The following is an 18,432-nucleotide window of genomic DNA, read 5'->3' as shown; positions in this document are numbered from 1 at the left end:
GGCCGGCCAGCGGGAGAGGGGTTGGAGGAGAACAATCCCGACCGACCGGGGGAGCGTCGGATATGGGCAAAGCCGGCGATTTTATTAAATCCCTTTAAGAATCGTCGCCGGGGGACGGACAGCGACGCGAACAGCACGGGGCCTGCCCGCGTGCGTCCGGAGGTTTACAGGCCAGAAACAAAGACACCACCCATGCCGGAACCTGGCTTCCTACCATCCGGCCATGAACATCACACCGCCCCCTTCCCAGGTCATCCACCCCCTCCCCAACACCGCACCACGGCGGCACCTGCTGCGCCTTGGCGTGGCGACCACGTTGCTGTCGCTCGCCCTGGCCGGTTGCGGCGGCGGCACCACCGACGACGCACCGACCGTGGTGCTGGCGACCACCGATTCCAGTGCGTCTGCGGGCGAGACGATCACGTTGATCGCTGTGCCCAGTTCCGACCTGGGCATCAGCGCCGTGCGCTTCTACCGCGTCGACTCGAGCGCCAGCACGCTCCTGGGCACCGTCAACGCCACACCCTACCAGTTCACCACCACGATCCCGTCGACGGCCACGGACTCCGTCTCCTATTTCGCCCGCGCGGTCGACGCCGACGGCAACACCGGTGACAGCGACGACGTCGAGATCACCATCACCGACTGACGCCACCGCAGGCCAGCCGATAACATCGGCGGGATGCGCCTGTCCCGCCAGCAACTGATCCTGCTCGTCCTGCTCACGCTGGTCTGGGGCATCAACTGGCCGATCATGAAGTTCGGCGTCACCGGCTTTCCGCCGCTGACTTTCCGCAGCCTGTGCATGTGGCTGGGGCTGCCCCTGCTGGGCGGCTTCCTGTGGCTGCGCCGCGTGCCCTTCACCATCGGCCGCGAACACTGGCGCGAGCTGGCCGTGCTCACGGTGTTCAACATGTTCTTCTGGCACACGCTGGCAATCCTGGCGATCCAGTCGCTCTCCAGCGGGCGCGCCGCCATCCTGGGCTACACCATGCCGGTGTTCTCGGCTGTGATGGGGGCGCTGTGGTTCGGCCAGCGGCTGGCGCCGCGCGCCTGGGCCGGCGTGGCCGCCGCGGCGCTGGGCGTGGTGCTGCTGCTGTGGCACGAGATCACCACCCTCTCGGGCCGCCCGCTGGGCGTGGCGATGATGCTGGTGGCCGCGGCCACCTGGGCCGTCGGCACGCAGCAAATGCGCCGCACCCGCATCGCCGCCCCCACGCTGGCGATCAGCTTCTGGATGACGGTGGCGACCACGCTGTGGATGTCAACGCTGGCGCTGCTGTTCGAACGTGGCCAGTGGATGGCTCCGAACCCCGCGCAGTGGGCGGCCATCGCCTACAACGCGGTCGGCGTGTTCGCCTTTGCACAGGTGGCCTGGCTGGTTCTGGCTCGGGAGCTGCCGCCCATCGCGTCCACGCTGTCGGTGATGTTCATCCCGGTGCTGGGGGTGTTCAGTGGTGCCTGGTGGCTGGGCGAGGTGCTGCACTGGCAGGACTGGACGGCCGTGGCGCTGGTGATGCTCTCGATCGCCTCGGTGCTGTGGCCGCAGCGCTCCACCGCGGCCACCTGACTCACATCACCTTCATCAGGAAGCGCTCGATGGACGTCGCCAGCGCGATCGGCGTCTCGTCCATCGGGTAGTGGCCGGCGTTGGCCATCACCTCCAGCGTCGCGTTGGGGTAGTGCTGCAGCCAGGTGGCCTTGCAGGTCTCGGCGCCGAGCGCGGGGTCGTGTTCGCCCGCGATCACCAGCACCGGCAGGGTCTGGCCCTGCACCCGGCCCAGCACCGAGGTTTTCGCCCAGGCGACCAGGTAGTCGGCCACCGCCGTTTCGTCGGAATGCTGCAGCGAGCGCCGGGCCATGCCGTCGAGCCAGACGCCCGAAAGCCGGTTGCCGGTGGTCAGGTCGATGATGGCGCGGCGCGTGCCCACGTCTTTCGCCGCGGCAGAGAAGAAGGTCCAGCCCGCGTCGTCGAAGGGCACGCCACCGGCCGGCACCGGCGTCACACCCACCAGGGCCTGAACCCGCTGCGGCGCGTCGGCCAGCACCTGCTGGATCGCCAGCCCGCCCATCGAGTGGCCGACCAGGGCAAAGCGCTCCCAGCCCAGCGAGTCGGCCAGCGCGAGCGCGTCCTGCGCGATCTGGGCCATGGTGTAGGGGCCGCCGCTGTCCTTGCGGTGGCCATAGCCGCGCTGGTCGAGGAAGGCGTAGGTGAAGGCTTCCTTGTCCAGGTGCTGGACCATCGGCCCCCAGCCGCGGGCGTGGCCGAACCAGCCGTGCAGGCACAGCACCTTGCGCGGGCCGGTGCCGATGAGGGGGGCGTCGAAGAGCTGGGTCATGGGGGGTCTCCCGTCGTTGGTGGTGAGCCGCAGGATCGCGCGCCCGGCGCCAGCCGCCAACCCGGGGGAACCCCTGCCCCCGAACCGTCAGAGACCCTCGGCCGTCTCCATCGCCAGGCAGAGGTCTTCCCAGGCCTTGGCCTTGTCGGCCGGGGTGCGCAGCAGGTAGGCAGGGTGGTAGGTGACGATCACCGGCACGCCCTCGTAGCGGTGCACCCGCCCGCGCAGGCGGCCAATGGGCTCCTCGGTGCGCAACAGCGACTGCACCGCAAAGCGCCCCATCGCGACGATGATCTTGGGCTTCACCAGCGCCACCTGCCGCGCCAGGTAGGGCTCGCACTGCGCGACCTCCTGTGGCTGCGGGTTGCGGTTGGCGGGCGGGCGGCACTTGAGCACGTTGGCGATGTAGGCGCCCTTCGTGCCCTCGCCGCTGCGGCTGCGGCCGACCGCGCGCAGCATGTTGTCCAGCAACTGCCCGGCCGCGCCCACAAAGGGCTCGCCCTGCAGGTCTTCGTTTTCGCCCGGCGCTTCGCCGACGATCATCCAGTCGGTCTGCGTGTCGCCGACGCCGAACACCGTGTTGCGCCGGGTCTTGCACAGACCGCATGCCTCACAAGCGGCCACGGCGGCCTGCAGCGCCGGCCAGTCCATCTGCGCCACGCCGGCGGGGCGCAGGCGTTCGGCGGTCGCGGATGGTGTCGGCACGGCCACGGGTGCAACGGCCGATGTGGCCGGCGCAGCCCTCGGCGCAGCGGCTGGCGCAGGAGCTGCGGTAGGACGGGTCTCGACCGGCGGGGGCGCCACCGGGGCGGACACCTCTGGCACGGGGGCTGGCGCAACGTCCACAGCGGCCGTCTCGGCGCGCGGCGCCCAGACCCGCACGCCCATCTCGGCCAGCATGGCGCGCTGGCGCGCATCCAGATGCGGCACGAACGAGGTGGCGTCGTCGTGGGCGTCGGTCATGCACCGTCTCCCGGGCCGCGGAGCGCCAGGTCCAGGCTCATCACCACCGCGTCTTCGCGCTGCAGCCCGCCGGCAGGGTAATAACCGCGGCGCAAGCCGACCTGCTGGAAGCCGTAGCGGTTGTAGAGCGTGCGCGCCGGTTCGTTGCCCGCGCGCACCTCCAGCCACAGCCACTGTGCGCCCTGGCCGCGCGACCACAGCACCAGGGCGTCCAGCATGAAGCGCGCCCAGCCCTGGCGCTGCTGCGCAGGCGCGACCGTGATGTTGAGCAGGTGCACCTCGTCCACGCCGGGCATGGCCACCAGGTAACCCAGCAGCACCCGGCCGTCGCCGCGCTGCGGGTGCGGCACCTCGCCCGGCAGGGGCTCGGCCAGCAGCATCACCGCGGGGTAGCCGCTGGCCAGCGAATCAGCGAAATGGCGCCGCGACCAGGGATGGGCGTACGCCGTCTTCTCGACCTCGCAGACGGCGTCCAGGTCGGCGTCCGTCATGGGCTCGAAGGCCACCCGACGCCCGCGCTGGGGGTCGGCGGCCGCTGCTGGCCAGGGCGAAGCGAGTGCGGTCATGCCCGACCCTCCCGCTCCAACGTGGTGCGCGCGACCTTGTCGCGCACGTACAGCGGCAGCGCGTCGCGCGCGTCCACAGCGTGGCCCGCCGCCATCAGCGCCGGCGCCAGCGACAGCAGGGCCTGGGCTGTGGGCAGCGCCGGCTGTTGCGGGGCCTCCGACGGGTCCAGCCGGTCGGAATACACCTCGAATACGTTGCCGGCCCGCAGGCAGTCGCGCCCCCCATCCGGCGCGCTGGAGAGTAGCCAGGTGCCCAGGTCCTGCGGGGCACACAGGCGCGGCGCCTGCAGCGGCTCGGTCTGCAGGCCCGCGGGGCCGCAGGCGTACAGGGCCACATACATCTCGTCCATGCGCGCGTCCAGCAGGGCCGCGATGGTGTTCGGCACCGCCAGCCCGTCGGCGATCCGCTGCAGCCGGGCCGATTCGGCCAGCGCCAGCAGGGTGTCCACCGGCAGCACCGGCCGTCCGCCGGCCCCATAGGCCAGGCCCTGCGCCACCGAACAGGCGGTGCGCAGGCCGGTGAACGAGCCCGGGCCGCGCCCGAACACGATGGCGTCCAGCGAGGCCAGCGACCAGCCGGCCTGCGCCAGCAGCGACTGCACGGCCGGCAGCAGCGTGGCCGAGGCCTGGGCCGCACCCGGGCCGCTGAACGCCAGCGGCGTCTCGCCGGGTGCGCCCGAGCCCAGGGCCACCGTCAGGGTGTCGGTGCTGGAGTCGATCGCCAGAAAACGCAGGTCGGAAACGGGCATTCGGGGGATTATCCGTGAGGGGCCCGGACCCATAATCGGCACTCCATGCGACACCCCCTGTACGCCGCCCTGCTGACTGTCCTGCTGCTGCCCCTGGTCAGCGGCGGTGCGCTTGCACAGGCGCAGGAACAGGAACTGTCGGCCGGCGAACTGCGCCTCACCCCCGAAACCGGTCTGCAGGCCCCCGGCACACCGCCCAACACCGCCCCCGCCGCGCCGCCGCGCGCCGCGGCGCTTCCGCCCCCCGTGCAGACTGGCCTGCCGCCGTCGGTGCTGGCTGCCCTGCAACGCGCCCAGGTGCCGGCCACTGCGATGTCGGCCCTGGTGCTGCCGGTGGGCGGCCCCGGTGCCGCCCGGGTGCGCTTCAACACCGAACAGCCGGTCAACCCGGCCTCGGTGATGAAGCTGGTGACCACGTACGCCGCGATGGACCTGCTCGGCCCCGATTTCACCTGGTCCACCCGTTTCTACACCGACGGCGTGGTGGACAAGGGCACGCTGCGAGGCAATCTCTACATCAAGGGCGGCGGCGACCCCAAGCTGGTGCTTGAACGCATCCAGGGCGCCTTCCAGGCGCTGCAGACCCTGGGGGTGGTGGTCGTGCTGGGCGACATGGTGCTGGACAACAGCGCCTTCGACCTGCCGCCGCGCGACCCCGGCGCCTTCGACGGCGAGGCGCTGCGACCCTACAACGCCGGGCCCGACGCGCTGCTGGTGAACTTCAAGTCGGTGGTGCTCAAGTTCTTCCCCGACCCGGCCGCCGGCGTGGCGCGCGTGGTCAGCGAGCCGCCGATGGCCGGCCTGGCGGTGGACGCCACGCTGCCGCTGGCGCGCGGTGGTGGCTGCGGCGACTGGCGCGGCGCCATCGGTGCCCGTTTCGACGATGTCAACGCGATCCGATTCACCGGCCGCTACCCAGTGGGCTGCGGCGACAAGGAGTGGCCCGTGGCCTACCAGGACCCGGCCAGCTACGCGGCGCGCGCGCTCGAAGGGCTGTGGCGCAACAGCGGCGGCGCGCTCACCGGCAAGGTGGTCATGGGCGCCACCCCGGCCCGCGCCCGCCTGCTGCACGAGGCGAAATCGCTGCCGCTGTCGGACATCATTGCCGACGTCAACCAGTGGAGCAACAACGTGATGGCGCAGCAGCTGTTCCTCACGCTGGGACAGCTGGCGCCGGCGCGGGTGGATTCGATGACCGTGCCGCGCGGCCGGCTCACGCCCGAGCGCCAGGGTCGGCTGGAGCGCTCGCGCGAGATCGTCGCGCGCTGGTGGAGAACGACCTTCGGCATCCGCCACACCGTGCCGGTGATGGAAAACGGCTCCGGCCTCTCGCGCATCGAACGCATCACGCCCGAGGCCCTGGGCGATCTGCTGCAGCACGCGGCCCGCCATCCGCGGGGCGCAACCTTTGTCCAGTCGCTGTCGGTGGCCGGGGTCAAGGGCACGGCGGCCCGCGTCGGCCGCGAACCCGGCAGCCTGGCCTATGGCAACGCCTGGCTCAAGACCGGCACGCTGCGCGACGTGACCGGCATCGCCGGCTATGTGAACGCCGGCAACGGGGGGCGTTACGTGGTGGTCGGATTCATCAACCACCCGAACGCCATGGCGGCGCGCCCGGCGCTCGACAACCTGGTCGAGTGGACCGCGGCCCTGCCCGACTGAAGCGGCCTCTGGCGGGTGCTCAGGCCAGCACCCAGACCAGTGCAGGCACGGCACACACCGCCAACACCACCAGCCCGATGCCCAGCCGGCGGTGGTCGCGGCGAGCGATCAGCGCGCGCGCCTTGCGGCGGTTGAGCGCGGCCAGCACCATGTCGTCGTCGCAGGTCTCAGCCTGCATGGTGCTGTAGTACTGGTGTCTCGTGGCGTCGTTGATGGCCAGGCGGTCGTCGCTGACGCTCTGGAAAGCGAAGTGGTTGCGGTTCACGGCGGGCTCGCAGGTGGTTCGGCAGACGGTGGTACAGACGCCCTGACGGGCATCCTGCAAGAGCTATCGGCCGGCCGCCGCCGAACTTGAGGGAGCGATTCGCCCGCGTCAGGCCGCGGCGCGCTGCAACCGGTCGCGCACGCCGTCCCACTCGCTGCCTTCTGGCGGCGTCTCGACCCAGATCAGCTTCACGCCGGTGGCGTCCAGCTCGCGCAGCACCGCGAACAATTCCTGCGCGCAGGCGGCGGCGTCCGCCGGCATGCGGCGCTGCACCACGGCGCGGGCGGCCCGCTGCGTGGTGCGGGTGTACACGGCAATGTGCTTCGCGTCCGGGCCCAGCACATCGAGCGCGGCCTGGATCTGCTCGCCCGACATCAACCGCACCTTGGCGCGCGGTGCGTAGTGCGATTCCAGCGTGCCCGAGGCGCGGGGCGCGGTCTCGTCGCGCTCGCGCAGGGGCTGACCGCAGGCGGCCTCGATCTGCGTCGGCGTGAGCATGCCAGGGCGCAGCAGCACCGGGTGCCCGCGCGAGCAGTCCACGATGGTCGATTCGATGCCCACCGGGCAGGCGCCGCCATCGAGGATGAGCAACTGATCGTCGCCCAGTTCGGCAAACTCCTCGGCCACGTGCGCGGCCGTGGTCGGGCTGACGCGGCCGAAGCGGTTCGCGCTGGGCGCGGCCACGCCGATCACGCCGTGCCGACCTGCTGCCTTCAGCAGCGCCTGCGCCACCGGGTGCGCCGGGCAGCGCACGCCCACCGAGTCCTGGCCACCGGCCGCCACCGCGGCCACCTCGGGCCGACGCGGCAGGATCAGGGTCAGTGGCCCCGGCCAGAAGGCGGCCATCAGCGCCACGGCGAAGTCCGGCACGCCGTGCGCCAGCGGCGCCACCGCCGCGCGCCAGTCACCGGCGTCGGCCGGGGGGATGTGCACGATCAGCGGGTGGTCGCTGGGCCGGCCCTTGGCCGCGAAGATGCCGCTCACCGCGCTGGCGTTGCCGGCGTCGGCCGCCAGGCCGTAGACGGTTTCGGTCGGCATGCCGACCAGGCCGCCCGCGGCCAGGCGCAACGCGGCCTGCTCGATGGCCGCGGGGTCGCGGGCGTTCAGGGTCAGGGGCACGGGATTCAGTCCAGCGCGGGCAGGCCGAGCAGGGCGAGGACTTTGGAAGCCGTCTCGCGCACCTGCGCCACGCTTGCGCCGGTGATGTTCAGATGGCCCATCTTGCGGCCCGGGCGGGCGCTGAGCTTGCCGTACAGGTGCAGGTGGGTGCCCGGCAGGGCCAGCACCTGCGCCCAGGGCGGCGCCACCGGCTGTTCGCTGGCAGCGCTGCGCACGCCATTGGCGTTGAACCAGAGGTCACCCAGCAGGTTGACCATGATGGCCGGGCTGTGCTGGCGCGGCCTGGGCAGCGGCAGACCGGCCAGCGCTCGCACCTGCGCCTCGAACTGCGAGAGGTCGCAGGCGTTCTGCGTGTAGTGGCCGCTGTTGTGTGGCCGCGGCGCCATCTCGTTGACGATCAGGTCCGAACCACCCTGGCCGTTGTCCACCACGAAGTACTCGACGCAGAGCACGCCGACGTAGTTCAGGTGGTTAGCAATCGCCACCGTAGAGGCCTGCGCGCGCGCCGCCAGTTCGGCCGGCACGGCGCCTTCAAACACCTCGGTGATGGCCAGGATGCCGTCGTGGTGGGTGTTCTTCTGCACCGGGAAAGCGACCACCTGGCCGTCGGCGCCGCGCGCCACGATGACCGAGCACTCGCTCTGCAGCGGCATCAGCTTTTCGAGCACGCAGGGCACTTGGCCCAGCCGGTCCCAGGCCGCCGCCAGTTCGGCGCGGTCCTTCACGCGGATCTGGCCCTTGCCGTCGTAGCCCAGGCGCGCGGTCTTGAGGATGCCGGGCAGCAGGTCGGCCGGCACGGCCGCCAGCAGCTCGGGCGTCTCGATGGCCGCATAGGGCGCGGGATACACACCGCTGATGGGGCCGCACTGCACGAAGTGGGCTTTTTCCTGGATGCGGTCCTGCGCCACGGCCACGCAATTGGCCGACGGTGCCACCGGGCGGTGCGCGCCCAGGGTGATCAGCGCGGGCGCAGGCACGTTCTCGAACTCGGTGGTGATGGCGTCGCAGCGCTGCATGAGCTGGGCCAGACCCTGCTCGTCGTCGTAGGCGGTCTCGATGTGGAAATGCGCCACCAGGCCGGCCGGGCTGGCCGGATCGGGGTCCAGCACCGCGGTGAAGTAGCCCATGGCCTGGGCGGCCTGCACGAACATGCGGCCCAGCTGGCCGCCGCCCATCACGCCCAGGGTCATCTGCTGGCCACGGTCGGAAAGGGCGCCGGGCAGGAGGGGTTTGAGGCTCATGGGATCAGACAGGCAAGGTCATGTTGCGCGCCGCTTCGGTCTGCTCGGCCCGGAAGGCCAGCAACCACTGGCGCAGGGCCGGGTCTTCATTGGCCAAGAGGGCCACGGCGAACAGCGCCGCGTTGGCGGCACCGGCGGGGCCGATGGCGAAGGTTGCGACCGGCACGCCTTTGGGCATCTGCACGATGGAGTGCAGCGAGTCGACGCCCGACAGCGCCTTGGACATCACGGGCACACCCAGCACCGGCACCACCGTCTTGGCGGCGATCATGCCCGGCAGGTGGGCGGCGCCGCCGGCCCCGGCGATGATGGCCTTCAGACCCCGGCCAGCGGCGGCTTCGGCGTAGGCGAACATGTCGTCGGGCATGCGGTGGGCCGAGACCACGCGCGCCTCGTGCGCGACACCGAAGTCTTTGAGGATCTGCACGGCGTGCTGCATGGTGTCCCAGTCGCTGCTGGAACCCATGACGACGCCAACCAGGGGTGTGCTCATGGGGAAGGCTCTCGTAAGCGCCAGGCTGGCGCTGTTGGAAGAAGACTCGGGGAAGGCCGGAGGACGCCGGCAGGCGGCTCCGGTAAAGTGCGGATTTTACGTTTCGCGCCCGTCCGCCCCCCATTTCCAACGCTCCCCGCCATGATCAACGTCACCGTCGCCAACTTCGAAGCCGAGGTCATCGAAGCCTCCATGCACACCCCGGTGCTGGTCGATTTCTGGGCCACCTGGTGCGGCCCCTGCAAGGTGATCGGCCCCATCCTGGAGAAGATCGAGGCCGAGTACGGCGGGCGCTTCAAGCTGGTCAAGATCGACTCCGACCAGGAACAGCAGCTGGCCGCGGCCTTCGGCATCCGCAGCATCCCGACCTGCGTGCTGCTGATCGGCGGCCAGCCGGTGGACGGCTTCATGGGCGCGCTGCCCGAAGGCCAGATCAAGGCCTTCCTGGACAAGCACCTGCCCAGCGAGGACGAGCTGGCGGCGCTGGCAGAGGCCGACGAGGCGCAGCAGATGCTGGCACAGGGCGGAGAAGGCGAGGCGGCCGATCCCGCCTCGGCGCTGGAAAAGCTGGCCCGCGCCGTCGAACAGGCTCCCGACAACGACGACCTGCGCTTCGAGCTGGTCCGCCAGTGCATCAGCCACGGCCTGTTCGAGCAGGCGGCGGGCGCGCTGGCGCCGGCCATGGCCCGCATCCCGGTGCCTCTGCGCTTCGACGCCCTGAGCCAGTGGCTCAACGCGCTGGAATTCGTCGGCACCGACCCGCGCGGCCAGTGGCCGCTGGAGAAGTTCGACGAGCTGATCGGCCAGAACAAGCGCGACTTCGAGACCCGCTTCGCCAAGAGCCGCGTGCTGATCGCCATGGGTGAATGGCCGGCCGCACTGGAAGAGCTCCTGGAAATCATCATGCGCGACAAGAAGTGGGACGACGAGGCCCCGCGCAAGACCTACGTCGGCCTTCTCGAACTCATGACCCCGCCCAAGCCCAAGGCCGACCCGGCCGCGGCCGGCAAGAGCGCCGGCGGCATCGAGCTGGCCGGTAAGGCGGCGGTGCAGGAAGACCCGCAGGCGCAGCTGGTCTCGCAGTACCGGCGCAAGCTCAGCATGGCGCTGAACTAAGCCCACCCCTGCGCCGCCTGCGGCGTCACCCCCTCAAGGGGGCGATGCGAGTGGCCCGGCGAAGCCGGTTCCACCGCATCTCTCGACGCAGACATGTCGCTCCGGCCAGGCTTATTCAGGCCTGAAACCCGCTTCCTTCAGCAGGTCGGCGCTGCGCGCCACATCGGCGGCCACGAACTGGCGGAACTGGTCTGTCGTCTCCAGCACGGGCAGGATGCCCAAAGAGGTGAACGCGCCGGCGCGCGCCAGCCCGGCCGTGGCTTTGTTGATGGCCTTGTTCAGGATCTGCACGCGATCGGCCGGCGTACCCTTGGGCGCCCAGACGCCGTACCAGGAGTTGTAGACCATGCCCGGGAAGCCGCTTTCCACGGCTGTGGGCACCTCGGGCGCGACGCCGCTGCGCTGGGTCGAGGTCACCGCAATCGGCTTGACCTTGCCGCTACGAGCCATGCCCTGCAGAGAAATGATCGAGTCCATCAGCAGCTGCACATGTCCGCCGGCCACGTCGGCCAGCGCTGGCGCCGTGCCTTTGTAGGGCGTCATGGTCAGCGTGAGCTTGCCCTGCTGAGCCAGCAGCAGCGTGGCGAGGTGGCTGGGCGCGCCCAGCGCCGGCACGGCAGCGGTCCACTTGTCCGGCTGCGTGCGGGCCGCATCCAGCACCTCCCTGAGGTTCTTCTGCGGTGCGGTCGGCGGGATCACCAGCAGCAGCGGCGCCTCCCCCACGCGCGCCACCGGCGCGAAGTCGGTCTGCGGGTCGTAGGGCGGACTGGCCAGCACCTGTTTCGCCAGCACATGGGTGGCGGCCGAGAACAGCAGGGTCATGCCATCGGGCGCGGCGGTCTGCACGGCCTTGCCGCCGATGGTGCCGCTGGCGCCCGCCTTGTTCTCCACGATCACCGTCACGCCCAGGTCGGCCTGCAGCTGCCGGCCCAAGAGCCGCGCCGCCTGGTCCACGCCACCGCCGGCGGCAAAGGGCACTACCAGTTTCAGCGTGCCCTCAGGGAACTTGCCCTGCGCCTGCACCGGCGCCGTCAGCGACAGCCCCAGCACCAGGGCGGCCATCCAGGTCTTGGTTTTCATGGTTTTTGTCTCCACGGGTGGATGGTAGGCGCGCCGGCCCGACGCGCCCATAGGTGACTCACTGCGCCAGGCCCAGCCCGGCGGCACGCATGGCGGCGGCGATTTCCTGCTCGGCGCCTTCGGCCAGCGGCAGCAACGGGCTGCGCACCGTGGCGTGCTCCAGGATGCCGCGCGCCACCAGCGCCCACTTCAGCGCCACCGAGCCTTCCATGTGCGAGCCGCGGTGGTAGACGTTGGCGGTCACCGGCAGCAGGCGGTCGTGCAGTTCGCGCGCCTTCTTGTAGTCCTTGGCCTTGCCGGCCTTGATCATCTCGACCAGCGGCTCGGGCGCGATGCAGCCGTACCCCACCAGCGCGCCGTCCACGTCGAACATGGTGTGCAGCAGGTATTCGTCGTGGCAGGTCAGGATCTGCAGGTCCGGGCGCTCGGCGCGGATGACCGGGATCTCGCGGTCCCAGCGCTTCATGTTGCGCACGCCGTTCTTCATGGCGAACACGCCAGGCAGCGCGGCAATGTCCAGCTGCGTTTCCAGGTCGTAGGTGCACTTGGTCGCGTCGGGGTACTGGAACAGGATCAGTGGCAGGCCGCTGGCCTCGTAGATGGCCTTGTACTTGTCCTGCGGCGCGCCTTTCTGGTAGCCGAAGCGCAGCCAGCCGTGCGAGGGATAGACCAGACCGGCCGCGGCGCCTGCGTCCACGGCGCGCCTGGCTTCAGCGGCCGCCACCTGCGTGCCTTCGAGCGTGATGCCCGCGATGATGGGCAGCTTGTCGTCCACCGCCTTGCGGAAGGCTTCGATGACCTTGAACTGCTCGTCGCGTTCCAGGAAAGTGCCTTCGCCGGCGTGGCCGAGCACGGTCAGGCTCTTGACGCCGTCCACGCTGGCCAGCCAGCGGCCCAGGCGCTGGATGGCCGCGTAATCGACAGCGCCGTCACGGGTGAAGGGGGTCACGGGGGCGGGGTTCAGGCCGCGCAGATCAAGGGCTTTCATGTCGGTGTCCTCGGGTGAATGGGTTCGTTCGGCACAGCCGCCGTGCTTTCTGCCCGGTGACCGCCTGGGCGGCGGGGCCCTGCAGGTCCGCCGCCGTGGAACGGACTGTCGGCCAATGCCAGTCATAGCGGAACTGTCTGACGGTACATTTCAGACATACCCATTCCGCATATCTCATCCATGAATCCCGCGCTCTGGAAGCTGTTCCTCGACGCCACCGAAACCGGCAGCCTGAGCAAGGTCGCGCTGCTGCACGGCACCAGCCAGCCGCATGTGAGCCGGCAGATCGCCGAGTTGGAGCAGCGGTGCGGCGGGCGCCTGTTCGAGCGCACAGGGCGCGGCGTCGCCCTCACCGCCTTCGGCCAGCGCATCGCGCCCAAGGTGCGAGTCTGGCTCAGCAGCACCGAGCAGCTGGAGAACGACGTCCGCGCCACCGCCGGCCAGACCATGGGCCGCGTGCGCCTGGGCACCATCCCCTCGCTGGCCCACCCCTTCGTGAGCACGCTGTTCGCCCGCCTGCGCCAGCAGCACCCGCTGGTGCAGCTGAGCGTGCGAGAGGGCCAGGGCGCGCAGCTGGAGACCTGGCTGGAGGACGGCAGCCTGGACCTGGCCCTGCTGTTCCGCCACGGCCAGCCCAACGGCAGCGACGCGCTGTCGCTGGCTGAGGCGCAGACCTTCCTCGTCGGCCCAGAGGGCGACCCGGTGACCGCGAAACCGACGGTGAAATTCAAGGCGCTGGATGGCCTGCCACTGGTGGCGTTCTGCCGTCCCAGCAGCTGGCGCGACCAGCTGGAACAGGTCGCGCGCCAGCGCGGCGTGCAGCTCAACGTGGTGCTGGAGGCCGACTCGCTGGCGCTGCAGCTGGGCATCGCCTCGCAGGGCGGCGCCTACGCGCTGCTGGGGTCCTACGCCATCGACGTGGCGCGCAGCCAGCACCGCTTCCAGGCCGCGCGCCTGGTGGACCCGCCCATCGTGCGCCACATCGCGCTGGCGCTGGCACGCACCGGCCCGCTCAGCCCGGCGACACGCGCGGTGATGCAGGAGTCGCTGGCGCTCGCCCAGGACATTTGAATCCCCCCTGCGTGCCTGCGGCGCTTCCCTCTGAGGGGGACGATGCGTGTGTCCCGGCGGAGTCGGTTCCACCGCATCCCTGATGAAGGCACTTCGCTCGTCACAGCCTCTGGTCGGTCGAAGGCTTCTTCCAGAGGTTGAGGCCGCCGTCCACCGCGTGCTGGTCGATGGCGGCGAGTTCGTCGGCGCTGAAGTGCAGGTTCTGCAGCGCGCCGACCAGCTCGGCGATCTGCTCGGGCTTGCTGGCGCCGATCAGCGCCGAGCTCATGCCCGGATGGCGCAGCACCCAGGCCACGGCCATCTGCGCCAGGCTCTGGCCGCGCGCCTGCGCCATGTCGTTGAGTGCGCGCACATGAGCCAGGTTCTGTTCGCTCAGGTGTTCCTGCTTGAACGAGCCACCACCCGGGCGGTGGATGCGCGCGTCCTGCGGCACGCCGTTCAGGTACTTGTTCGTCAGCAGGCCCTGCGCCAGCGGGCTGAAAGCGATGCAACCCATGCCCTCAGCTTGCAGGGTGTCGAGCAGCGCCTCCTCGACCCAGCGGTTGAGCAGGCTGTAGGACGGCTGGTGGATCAGCAGCGGCACGCCCATCTGCCGCAGGATGGCCGCGGCCTCGCGGGTCTTGCCGGCGGAGTAGCTGGAAATACCCACATACAGCGCCTTGCCCTGCTGCACCGCCGTGGCCAGCGCGCCCATGGTTTCTTCCAGCGGGGTGTCGGGATCGAAGCGGTGGGAATAGAAGATGTCCACGTAGTCCAGCCCCATGCGCTTAAGGCTCTGGTCCAGACTGGCCAGCACATACTTGCGAGAGCCACCGCCCTGCCCGTAAGGGCCAGGCCACATATCGTAGCCAGCCTTGCTGGAGATGATGAGCTCGTCGCGGTAAGGCCGGAAATCGCGGCGCAGGTGTTCACCGAAATTGGTCTCGGCGCTGCCGGCCGGCGGGCCGTAGTTGTTGGCCAGGTCGAAATGGGTGATGCCGGCGTCGAAGGCGGTGCGCAGCATGGCGCGCTGCGTTTCCATCGGCGTGGTGTCGCCGAAGTTGTGCCACAGGCCCAGCGTGATGCTGGGCAGCTTCAGGCCGCTTTTGCCGACGGTGCGGTAGGGCATGCGCTCGTAGCGCTGGGGATGGGCGGTGTACACGGGGCGTCTCCTGGTGTTCGGTGACCGCACTCTACCCAGTAACCTCCCCGTAACCGGAGCCACCGGCCGAACAACCCTTGTCTCGCTGGGCCGCTGCGCTCAGCGCTGGTACTCGCGCCCCATCTCCAGCACCTTGAAGTTCAGAAGGTGCGTGGCCAGCACGGTTTCCCACAGAAAACAGCCCAGCGCCAAAAGGAACGAGCCCACACCCAGCAGGAAGCAGCTCACGGCCACCAGCGACCACTGCATTTCCCAGGTCTGTCCCAGGAACAGGGACACGATGGTGACGCCGATGAAAAAGCCGCACAGCGCCAAGCACCCGATGGAGAAGTTGGCGATGCGACCGCGCTTGCGCAACAGCACCAGCTCGTGCAGCAGCCGTGCGATCAGCTCCTGGTCGGAGCAGCTGCGCACCCGCTCTTCAAGCACCCGCGCACGGTCGATGATGCGGGCCAGCCTCGCCGCCACGGCACTGATCATGCCGGCCACGGCGGTCAGGAAAAACACGGGGGCCACGGCCAGCTGCACGCTGTGGGTGACCGAGGCGACATCGACGGGCAGGCTCATGGCGGTGCAGGGATGCGGCTCAGCGCTCAGCCCATCAGCCGCGTCAGCGCTTCCTGGTACTTGGCGGCAGTCTTCTCGATCACCTCGCGCGGCAGGCGCGGCGCGGGCGGCGCCTTGTCCCAGGGCTGGCCATTGACCTTGGCGGTCTCCAGCCAGTCGCGCAGGAACTGCTTGTCATAGCTGGGCGGGTTGCTGCCCACGGCGTACTGGTCGGCGGGCCAGTAGCGCGAGGAATCGGGCGTGAGCACCTCGTCCATCAGCACCACGTTGCCGGCCTTGTCCAGGCCGAACTCGAACTTGGTGTCCGCGATGATGATGCCCTTCTTGAGCGCGATCTCGGCCGCGGCCTTGTACAGCGCAATGGCCTTGTCGCGGATCTGCGCGGCGATGTCGGCTCCGACCATTTCCACCGTCTTTTCAAACGTGATGTTCTCATCGTGCTCGCCCATCTCGGCCTTGGCGGCCGGGGTGTAGATCGGCTCGGACAGCTTGCTGGCGTTCTGCAGGCCCTCGGGCAGCTTCACGCCGCAGACCGAGTGGCTCTCCTGGTATTCCTTCCAGCCGCTGCCGGCCAGGTAACCGCGCACCACAGCCTCCACCGGGATGGGCTTGAGGCGCTGCACCAGCATCGAACGACCCTTGACCAGGTCCGCCTCGTCGGCCGAGACCACGCTCTCGGGCGCGTCGCCGGTCAGGTGGATGGGACAGATGTTCAGGCCCTTGGGGCCGAGCTGGTCGAACCAGAACAGGCTGAGCGTGGTCAGCAGCGCGCCCTTGCCGGGAATGGGTTCGCCCATGATCACGTCGAAGGCGCTGATGCGGTCGGACGCCACCATCAGGATGCGGTCGTCGCCCACAGCGTAGTTGTCGCGCACCTTGCCGCGCGCGAGCAGGGGCAGGGACTTGAGGGCGGAGGTGTGCAGGGCGGTGCTCATGATCGGTCGCAAGGAAAGTGGCAGCCAAGAAAAAAGCCCGGTGACCGAACAGTCAACGGGCTTTGAACCATTCCGGCGGATTATCGCAGGTCGGTCCCGGCGGGATCAGACCACCTTCTGCGCCAGCTCTCCGCTGGCGTAACGGGCGGCCATCACGGAGAGCGTCTCGCCCTTGATCTTGGCGCCCTGGCCTTCGCAGCCGAATTCCAGGTAGCGCTGCTTGCACACCGCCTTGGCAGCTTCGCGGGCGGGCTTGAGCCACTCGCGAGCGTCGAACTTCTCGGGGTTCTCGGCCATGAACTTGCGCACCGCGCCGGTCATGGCCATGCGGATGTCGGTGTCGATGTTGATCTTGCGCACGCCGTGCTTGATGGCTTCCTGGATCTCGGCCACCGGTACGCCGTAGGTTTCCTTCATCGCGCCGCCGTACTGGTTGATGATGGCGCGCAGCTCCTGCGGCACCGACGACGAACCGTGCATCACCAGGTGGGTGTTCGGGATGCGGGCGTGGATTTCCTTGACGCGGCTGATGGCCAGGATGTCGCCGGTGGGCGGGCGGCTGAACTTGTAGGCACCGTGGCTGGTACCGATGGCAATGGCCAGCGCGTCCAGCTGGGTGGCCTTGACGAACTGGGCGGCCTCCTCGGGGTCGGTCAGCATCTGGCTGTGGTCCAGCTTGCCTTCGGCGCCGATGCCGTCTTCCTCGCCGGCGTCACCGGTTTCCAGGTTGCCCAGGCAGCCGAGTTCGCCTTCCACGGTCACTCCGGTCTTGTGGGCCAGTTCGACCACCTTGCGGGTCACGTCGACGTTGTAGTCGAAGCTGGCCGGCGTCTTGCCGTCTTCCATCAGCGAGCCGTCCATCATGACCGAGCCAAAACCCAGCGCAATGGCGCCTTCGCAGACCTTGAGGCTGGTGCCGTGGTCCTGGTGCATGACCATGGGGATGTGCGGGTACATCTCGGCAGCAGCCTGGATCAGGTGCTTGATGAAGGCTTCGCCGGCGTACTTGCGGGCGCCGGCCGAGGCCTGGAGGATGACGGGCGCGCCGACTTCGTCGGCCGCGGCCATGACGGCCTGCACCTGCTCCAGGTTGTTGACGTTGAACGCCGGAATGCCGTAGCCGTTGGCCGCAGCGTGGTCGAGCAGTTCGCGCATGGAAACGAGCGCCATGAGAATCCCCTAGTCAAAGTTGGTAACCGGTATGTAACTAAGGGGAATTTTAAAGCCCTCAGGCCAACGGCCCCCTGACGAAGTCGCTCACCCGGTCCAGTGTCGGCGCCAGACCGCGCAACGGCACCGCGAACGAGCCAATCAGTGTGGTGTGACTGACCCGCTCCAGCAACGCCAGGTCGGCCGGTACCCCTTGCCGCGCCAGGGCTCTTGCCAGCCCCTGGCTGTTGCGCAGCGGATCGACCAGGGTGTCCTGGCGAGCGGCCAGCAGCAGGGCTGGCGGGGTTTGCGCCGGCTGCGCCCTCTAGGCGTGGAACATGGGCTGGGAATCGAGCGGGGTGCCCGGCCAGTCGAATGCCAGCTGCGCTTCGCGCACCTCGATGGGCAGAAAGTCGTAAGGCCCTGCCAGCCCGATCCAGCCCGCCAGCTGCCGCGGCGCCAGGCCGACCGCCCCCAGCCATCGTGGGTCAAGGGCCAGCATGGCGGCGTTGTAGGCCCCGGCGCTGTGGCCCAGCACGAACAGGCGCCCGGGCGATGCGCCCAGCCGCTCCACCCGGTCCCAGGCCCAGCGCAGCGCCAGCGCGCTGTCCTGCACGAAGGAGGGGTAGCTCACCTGCGGGCTGAGGCGGTAGTCGGCCACCAGCGCCACGATGCCCCGCGAGGCCAGCGCCTCGCCGACGAAGCGATAGTCCTGCCGCCGGCCGCTGCTCCAGGTGCCACCGTAAAAGAACAGCACCGCGGGCGCACCGGACACGGGCGGCGGGGGCAGGTAGACGTCCAGACGGTGTCTCGGGTCGGGCCCGTAGATCTGGTCGGTGATTGCGCGGTGGGTGCCGGTTGGCACCGTGGCGTTGATCAGCGACAGCGGTGAACAGGCCTGCAACAGGGGCAGCAGGCCGAGGCTGGCCAGCCAGCGGCGGCGGGGGAGGTTCGGGAGAAGGCTCATCTCCCGGGTACGCAGGCGGGG

The 18,432-nt window shown here is 69.7% G+C and carries 20 protein-coding genes; 5 read left to right on the top strand and 15 right to left on the bottom strand.

What is annotated here, in order from left to right; all coding sequences use genetic code 11:
• Positions 1 to 223 precede the first annotated feature (223 nt).
• Positions 224 to 649: a hypothetical protein gene (locus ACFOPI_RS09355; RefSeq protein ID WP_382173236.1), complete on the top strand. Its 426-nt coding sequence runs from the start codon at positions 224 to 226 to the stop codon at positions 647 to 649.
• Between the two features lie 33 nt (positions 650 to 682).
• On the top strand, positions 683 to 1,570 hold the full coding sequence (locus tag ACFOPI_RS09350; protein ID WP_382173234.1) for a DMT family transporter: 888 nt from the start codon (positions 683 to 685) through the stop codon (positions 1,568 to 1,570).
• Position 1,571: 1 nt separating this feature from the next.
• Here ACFOPI_RS09350 and ACFOPI_RS09345 read toward each other — a convergent pair whose 3' ends face one another.
• The 4 genes from ACFOPI_RS09345 to tsaB form a co-directional block, all read right to left on the bottom strand.
• The gene (locus tag ACFOPI_RS09345) at positions 1,572 to 2,339 is read right to left on the bottom strand and encodes an alpha/beta fold hydrolase (protein WP_382173233.1); all 768 of its coding nucleotides are present in this window, start codon (positions 2,337 to 2,339) and stop codon (positions 1,572 to 1,574) included.
• Positions 2,340 to 2,426: 87 nt separating this feature from the next.
• Positions 2,427 to 3,302 (bottom strand): uracil-DNA glycosylase, encoded by an 876-nt coding sequence (locus ACFOPI_RS09340; protein WP_382173231.1) that lies wholly within the window; start codon positions 3,300 to 3,302, stop codon positions 2,427 to 2,429.
• Positions 3,299 to 3,868, bottom strand: a complete 570-nt coding sequence (rimI, locus tag ACFOPI_RS09335; protein WP_382173230.1) for a ribosomal protein S18-alanine N-acetyltransferase — start codon at positions 3,866 to 3,868, stop codon at positions 3,299 to 3,301. The genes ACFOPI_RS09340 and rimI overlap by 4 nt, the downstream gene beginning before the upstream one ends.
• Complete coding sequence (gene tsaB / locus ACFOPI_RS09330) at positions 3,865 to 4,617, bottom strand: tRNA (adenosine(37)-N6)-threonylcarbamoyltransferase complex dimerization subunit type 1 TsaB (protein WP_382173229.1); 753 nt, start codon at positions 4,615 to 4,617, stop codon at positions 3,865 to 3,867. The genes rimI and tsaB overlap by 4 nt, the downstream gene beginning before the upstream one ends.
• A 45-nt stretch (positions 4,618 to 4,662) precedes the next feature.
• Between tsaB and dacB the strand changes: the two genes are divergently transcribed.
• Complete coding sequence (gene dacB / locus ACFOPI_RS09325) at positions 4,663 to 6,279, top strand: D-alanyl-D-alanine carboxypeptidase/D-alanyl-D-alanine endopeptidase (protein WP_382173228.1); 1,617 nt, start codon at positions 4,663 to 4,665, stop codon at positions 6,277 to 6,279.
• Positions 6,280 to 6,298: 19 nt separating this feature from the next.
• Here dacB and ACFOPI_RS09320 read toward each other — a convergent pair whose 3' ends face one another.
• The 4 genes from ACFOPI_RS09320 to purE all read right to left on the bottom strand — a co-directional run bounded on the left by ACFOPI_RS09320 (position 6,299) and on the right by purE (position 9,397).
• Positions 6,299 to 6,544 (bottom strand): hypothetical protein, encoded by a 246-nt coding sequence (locus tag ACFOPI_RS09320; RefSeq protein ID WP_382173226.1) that lies wholly within the window; start codon positions 6,542 to 6,544, stop codon positions 6,299 to 6,301.
• A 108-nt stretch (positions 6,545 to 6,652) separates the two neighbouring features.
• Complete coding sequence (locus tag ACFOPI_RS09315) at positions 6,653 to 7,657, bottom strand: L-threonylcarbamoyladenylate synthase (RefSeq protein WP_382173470.1); 1,005 nt, start codon at positions 7,655 to 7,657, stop codon at positions 6,653 to 6,655.
• An 11-nt stretch (positions 7,658 to 7,668) separates the two neighbouring features.
• Positions 7,669 to 8,904 (bottom strand): 5-(carboxyamino)imidazole ribonucleotide synthase, encoded by a 1,236-nt coding sequence (locus ACFOPI_RS09310; protein WP_382173224.1) that lies wholly within the window; start codon positions 8,902 to 8,904, stop codon positions 7,669 to 7,671.
• Positions 8,905 to 8,908: 4 nt separating this feature from the next.
• Positions 8,909 to 9,397 (bottom strand): 5-(carboxyamino)imidazole ribonucleotide mutase, encoded by a 489-nt coding sequence (gene purE / locus ACFOPI_RS09305; RefSeq protein ID WP_066259437.1) that lies wholly within the window; start codon positions 9,395 to 9,397, stop codon positions 8,909 to 8,911.
• Between the two features lie 141 nt (positions 9,398 to 9,538).
• Here purE and trxA point away from each other — a divergent pair, with 141 nt between their 5' ends.
• Positions 9,539 to 10,513, top strand: coding sequence for a thioredoxin (gene trxA, locus ACFOPI_RS09300; protein WP_382173222.1), 975 nt, complete (start codon positions 9,539 to 9,541; stop codon positions 10,511 to 10,513).
• A gap of 111 nt (positions 10,514 to 10,624) precedes the next feature.
• Here trxA and ACFOPI_RS09295 read toward each other — a convergent pair whose 3' ends face one another.
• Together ACFOPI_RS09295 and ACFOPI_RS09290 are read right to left on the bottom strand one after the other, a co-directional pair.
• Positions 10,625 to 11,593 (bottom strand): Bug family tripartite tricarboxylate transporter substrate binding protein, encoded by a 969-nt coding sequence (locus tag ACFOPI_RS09295; RefSeq protein ID WP_382173220.1) that lies wholly within the window; start codon positions 11,591 to 11,593, stop codon positions 10,625 to 10,627.
• 58 nt (positions 11,594 to 11,651) lie between these two features.
• Positions 11,652 to 12,581, bottom strand: coding sequence for a dihydrodipicolinate synthase family protein (locus tag ACFOPI_RS09290; protein WP_382173218.1), 930 nt, complete (start codon positions 12,579 to 12,581; stop codon positions 11,652 to 11,654).
• Positions 12,582 to 12,761: 180 nt separating this feature from the next.
• On the opposite strand from ACFOPI_RS09290, the gene ACFOPI_RS09285 reads away from it, so the two are divergent.
• Positions 12,762 to 13,652, top strand: a complete 891-nt coding sequence (locus ACFOPI_RS09285; RefSeq protein WP_382173216.1) for a LysR family transcriptional regulator — start codon at positions 12,762 to 12,764, stop codon at positions 13,650 to 13,652.
• 100 nt (positions 13,653 to 13,752) lie between these two features.
• Here ACFOPI_RS09285 and mgrA read toward each other — a convergent pair whose 3' ends face one another.
• The 5 genes from mgrA to ACFOPI_RS09260 form a co-directional block, all read right to left on the bottom strand.
• Positions 13,753 to 14,793, bottom strand: a complete 1,041-nt coding sequence (mgrA, locus tag ACFOPI_RS09280; protein WP_382173215.1) for an L-glyceraldehyde 3-phosphate reductase — start codon at positions 14,791 to 14,793, stop codon at positions 13,753 to 13,755.
• A gap of 99 nt (positions 14,794 to 14,892) precedes the next feature.
• The gene (locus tag ACFOPI_RS09275; protein WP_382173213.1) at positions 14,893 to 15,360 is read right to left on the bottom strand and encodes a DUF2721 domain-containing protein; all 468 of its coding nucleotides are present in this window, start codon (positions 15,358 to 15,360) and stop codon (positions 14,893 to 14,895) included.
• 26 nt (positions 15,361 to 15,386) lie between these two features.
• Entirely contained in the window at positions 15,387 to 16,295 is a 909-nt protein-coding gene (locus ACFOPI_RS09270; RefSeq protein ID WP_382173211.1) for a phosphoribosylaminoimidazolesuccinocarboxamide synthase, read from the bottom strand.
• A 105-nt stretch (positions 16,296 to 16,400) separates the two neighbouring features.
• Positions 16,401 to 17,465 carry a class II fructose-bisphosphate aldolase gene (fba, locus tag ACFOPI_RS09265; RefSeq protein ID WP_382173209.1) on the bottom strand — a complete coding sequence of 355 codons (1,065 nt, stop codon included), beginning with the start codon at positions 17,463 to 17,465 and terminating at the stop codon, positions 16,401 to 16,403.
• Positions 17,466 to 17,769: 304 nt separating this feature from the next.
• Positions 17,770 to 18,411 carry an alpha/beta hydrolase gene (locus tag ACFOPI_RS09260; protein ID WP_382173207.1) on the bottom strand — a complete coding sequence of 214 codons (642 nt, stop codon included), beginning with the start codon at positions 18,409 to 18,411 and terminating at the stop codon, positions 17,770 to 17,772.
• Positions 18,412 to 18,432: the final 21 nt, after the last annotated feature.

Source organism: Hydrogenophaga luteola, from assembly GCF_042648585.1.
Classification (GTDB): Bacteria; Pseudomonadota; Gammaproteobacteria; order Burkholderiales; family Burkholderiaceae_C; genus Hydrogenophaga; species Hydrogenophaga luteola.
This window is presented reverse-complemented; position numbering and strand designations above follow the sequence as displayed.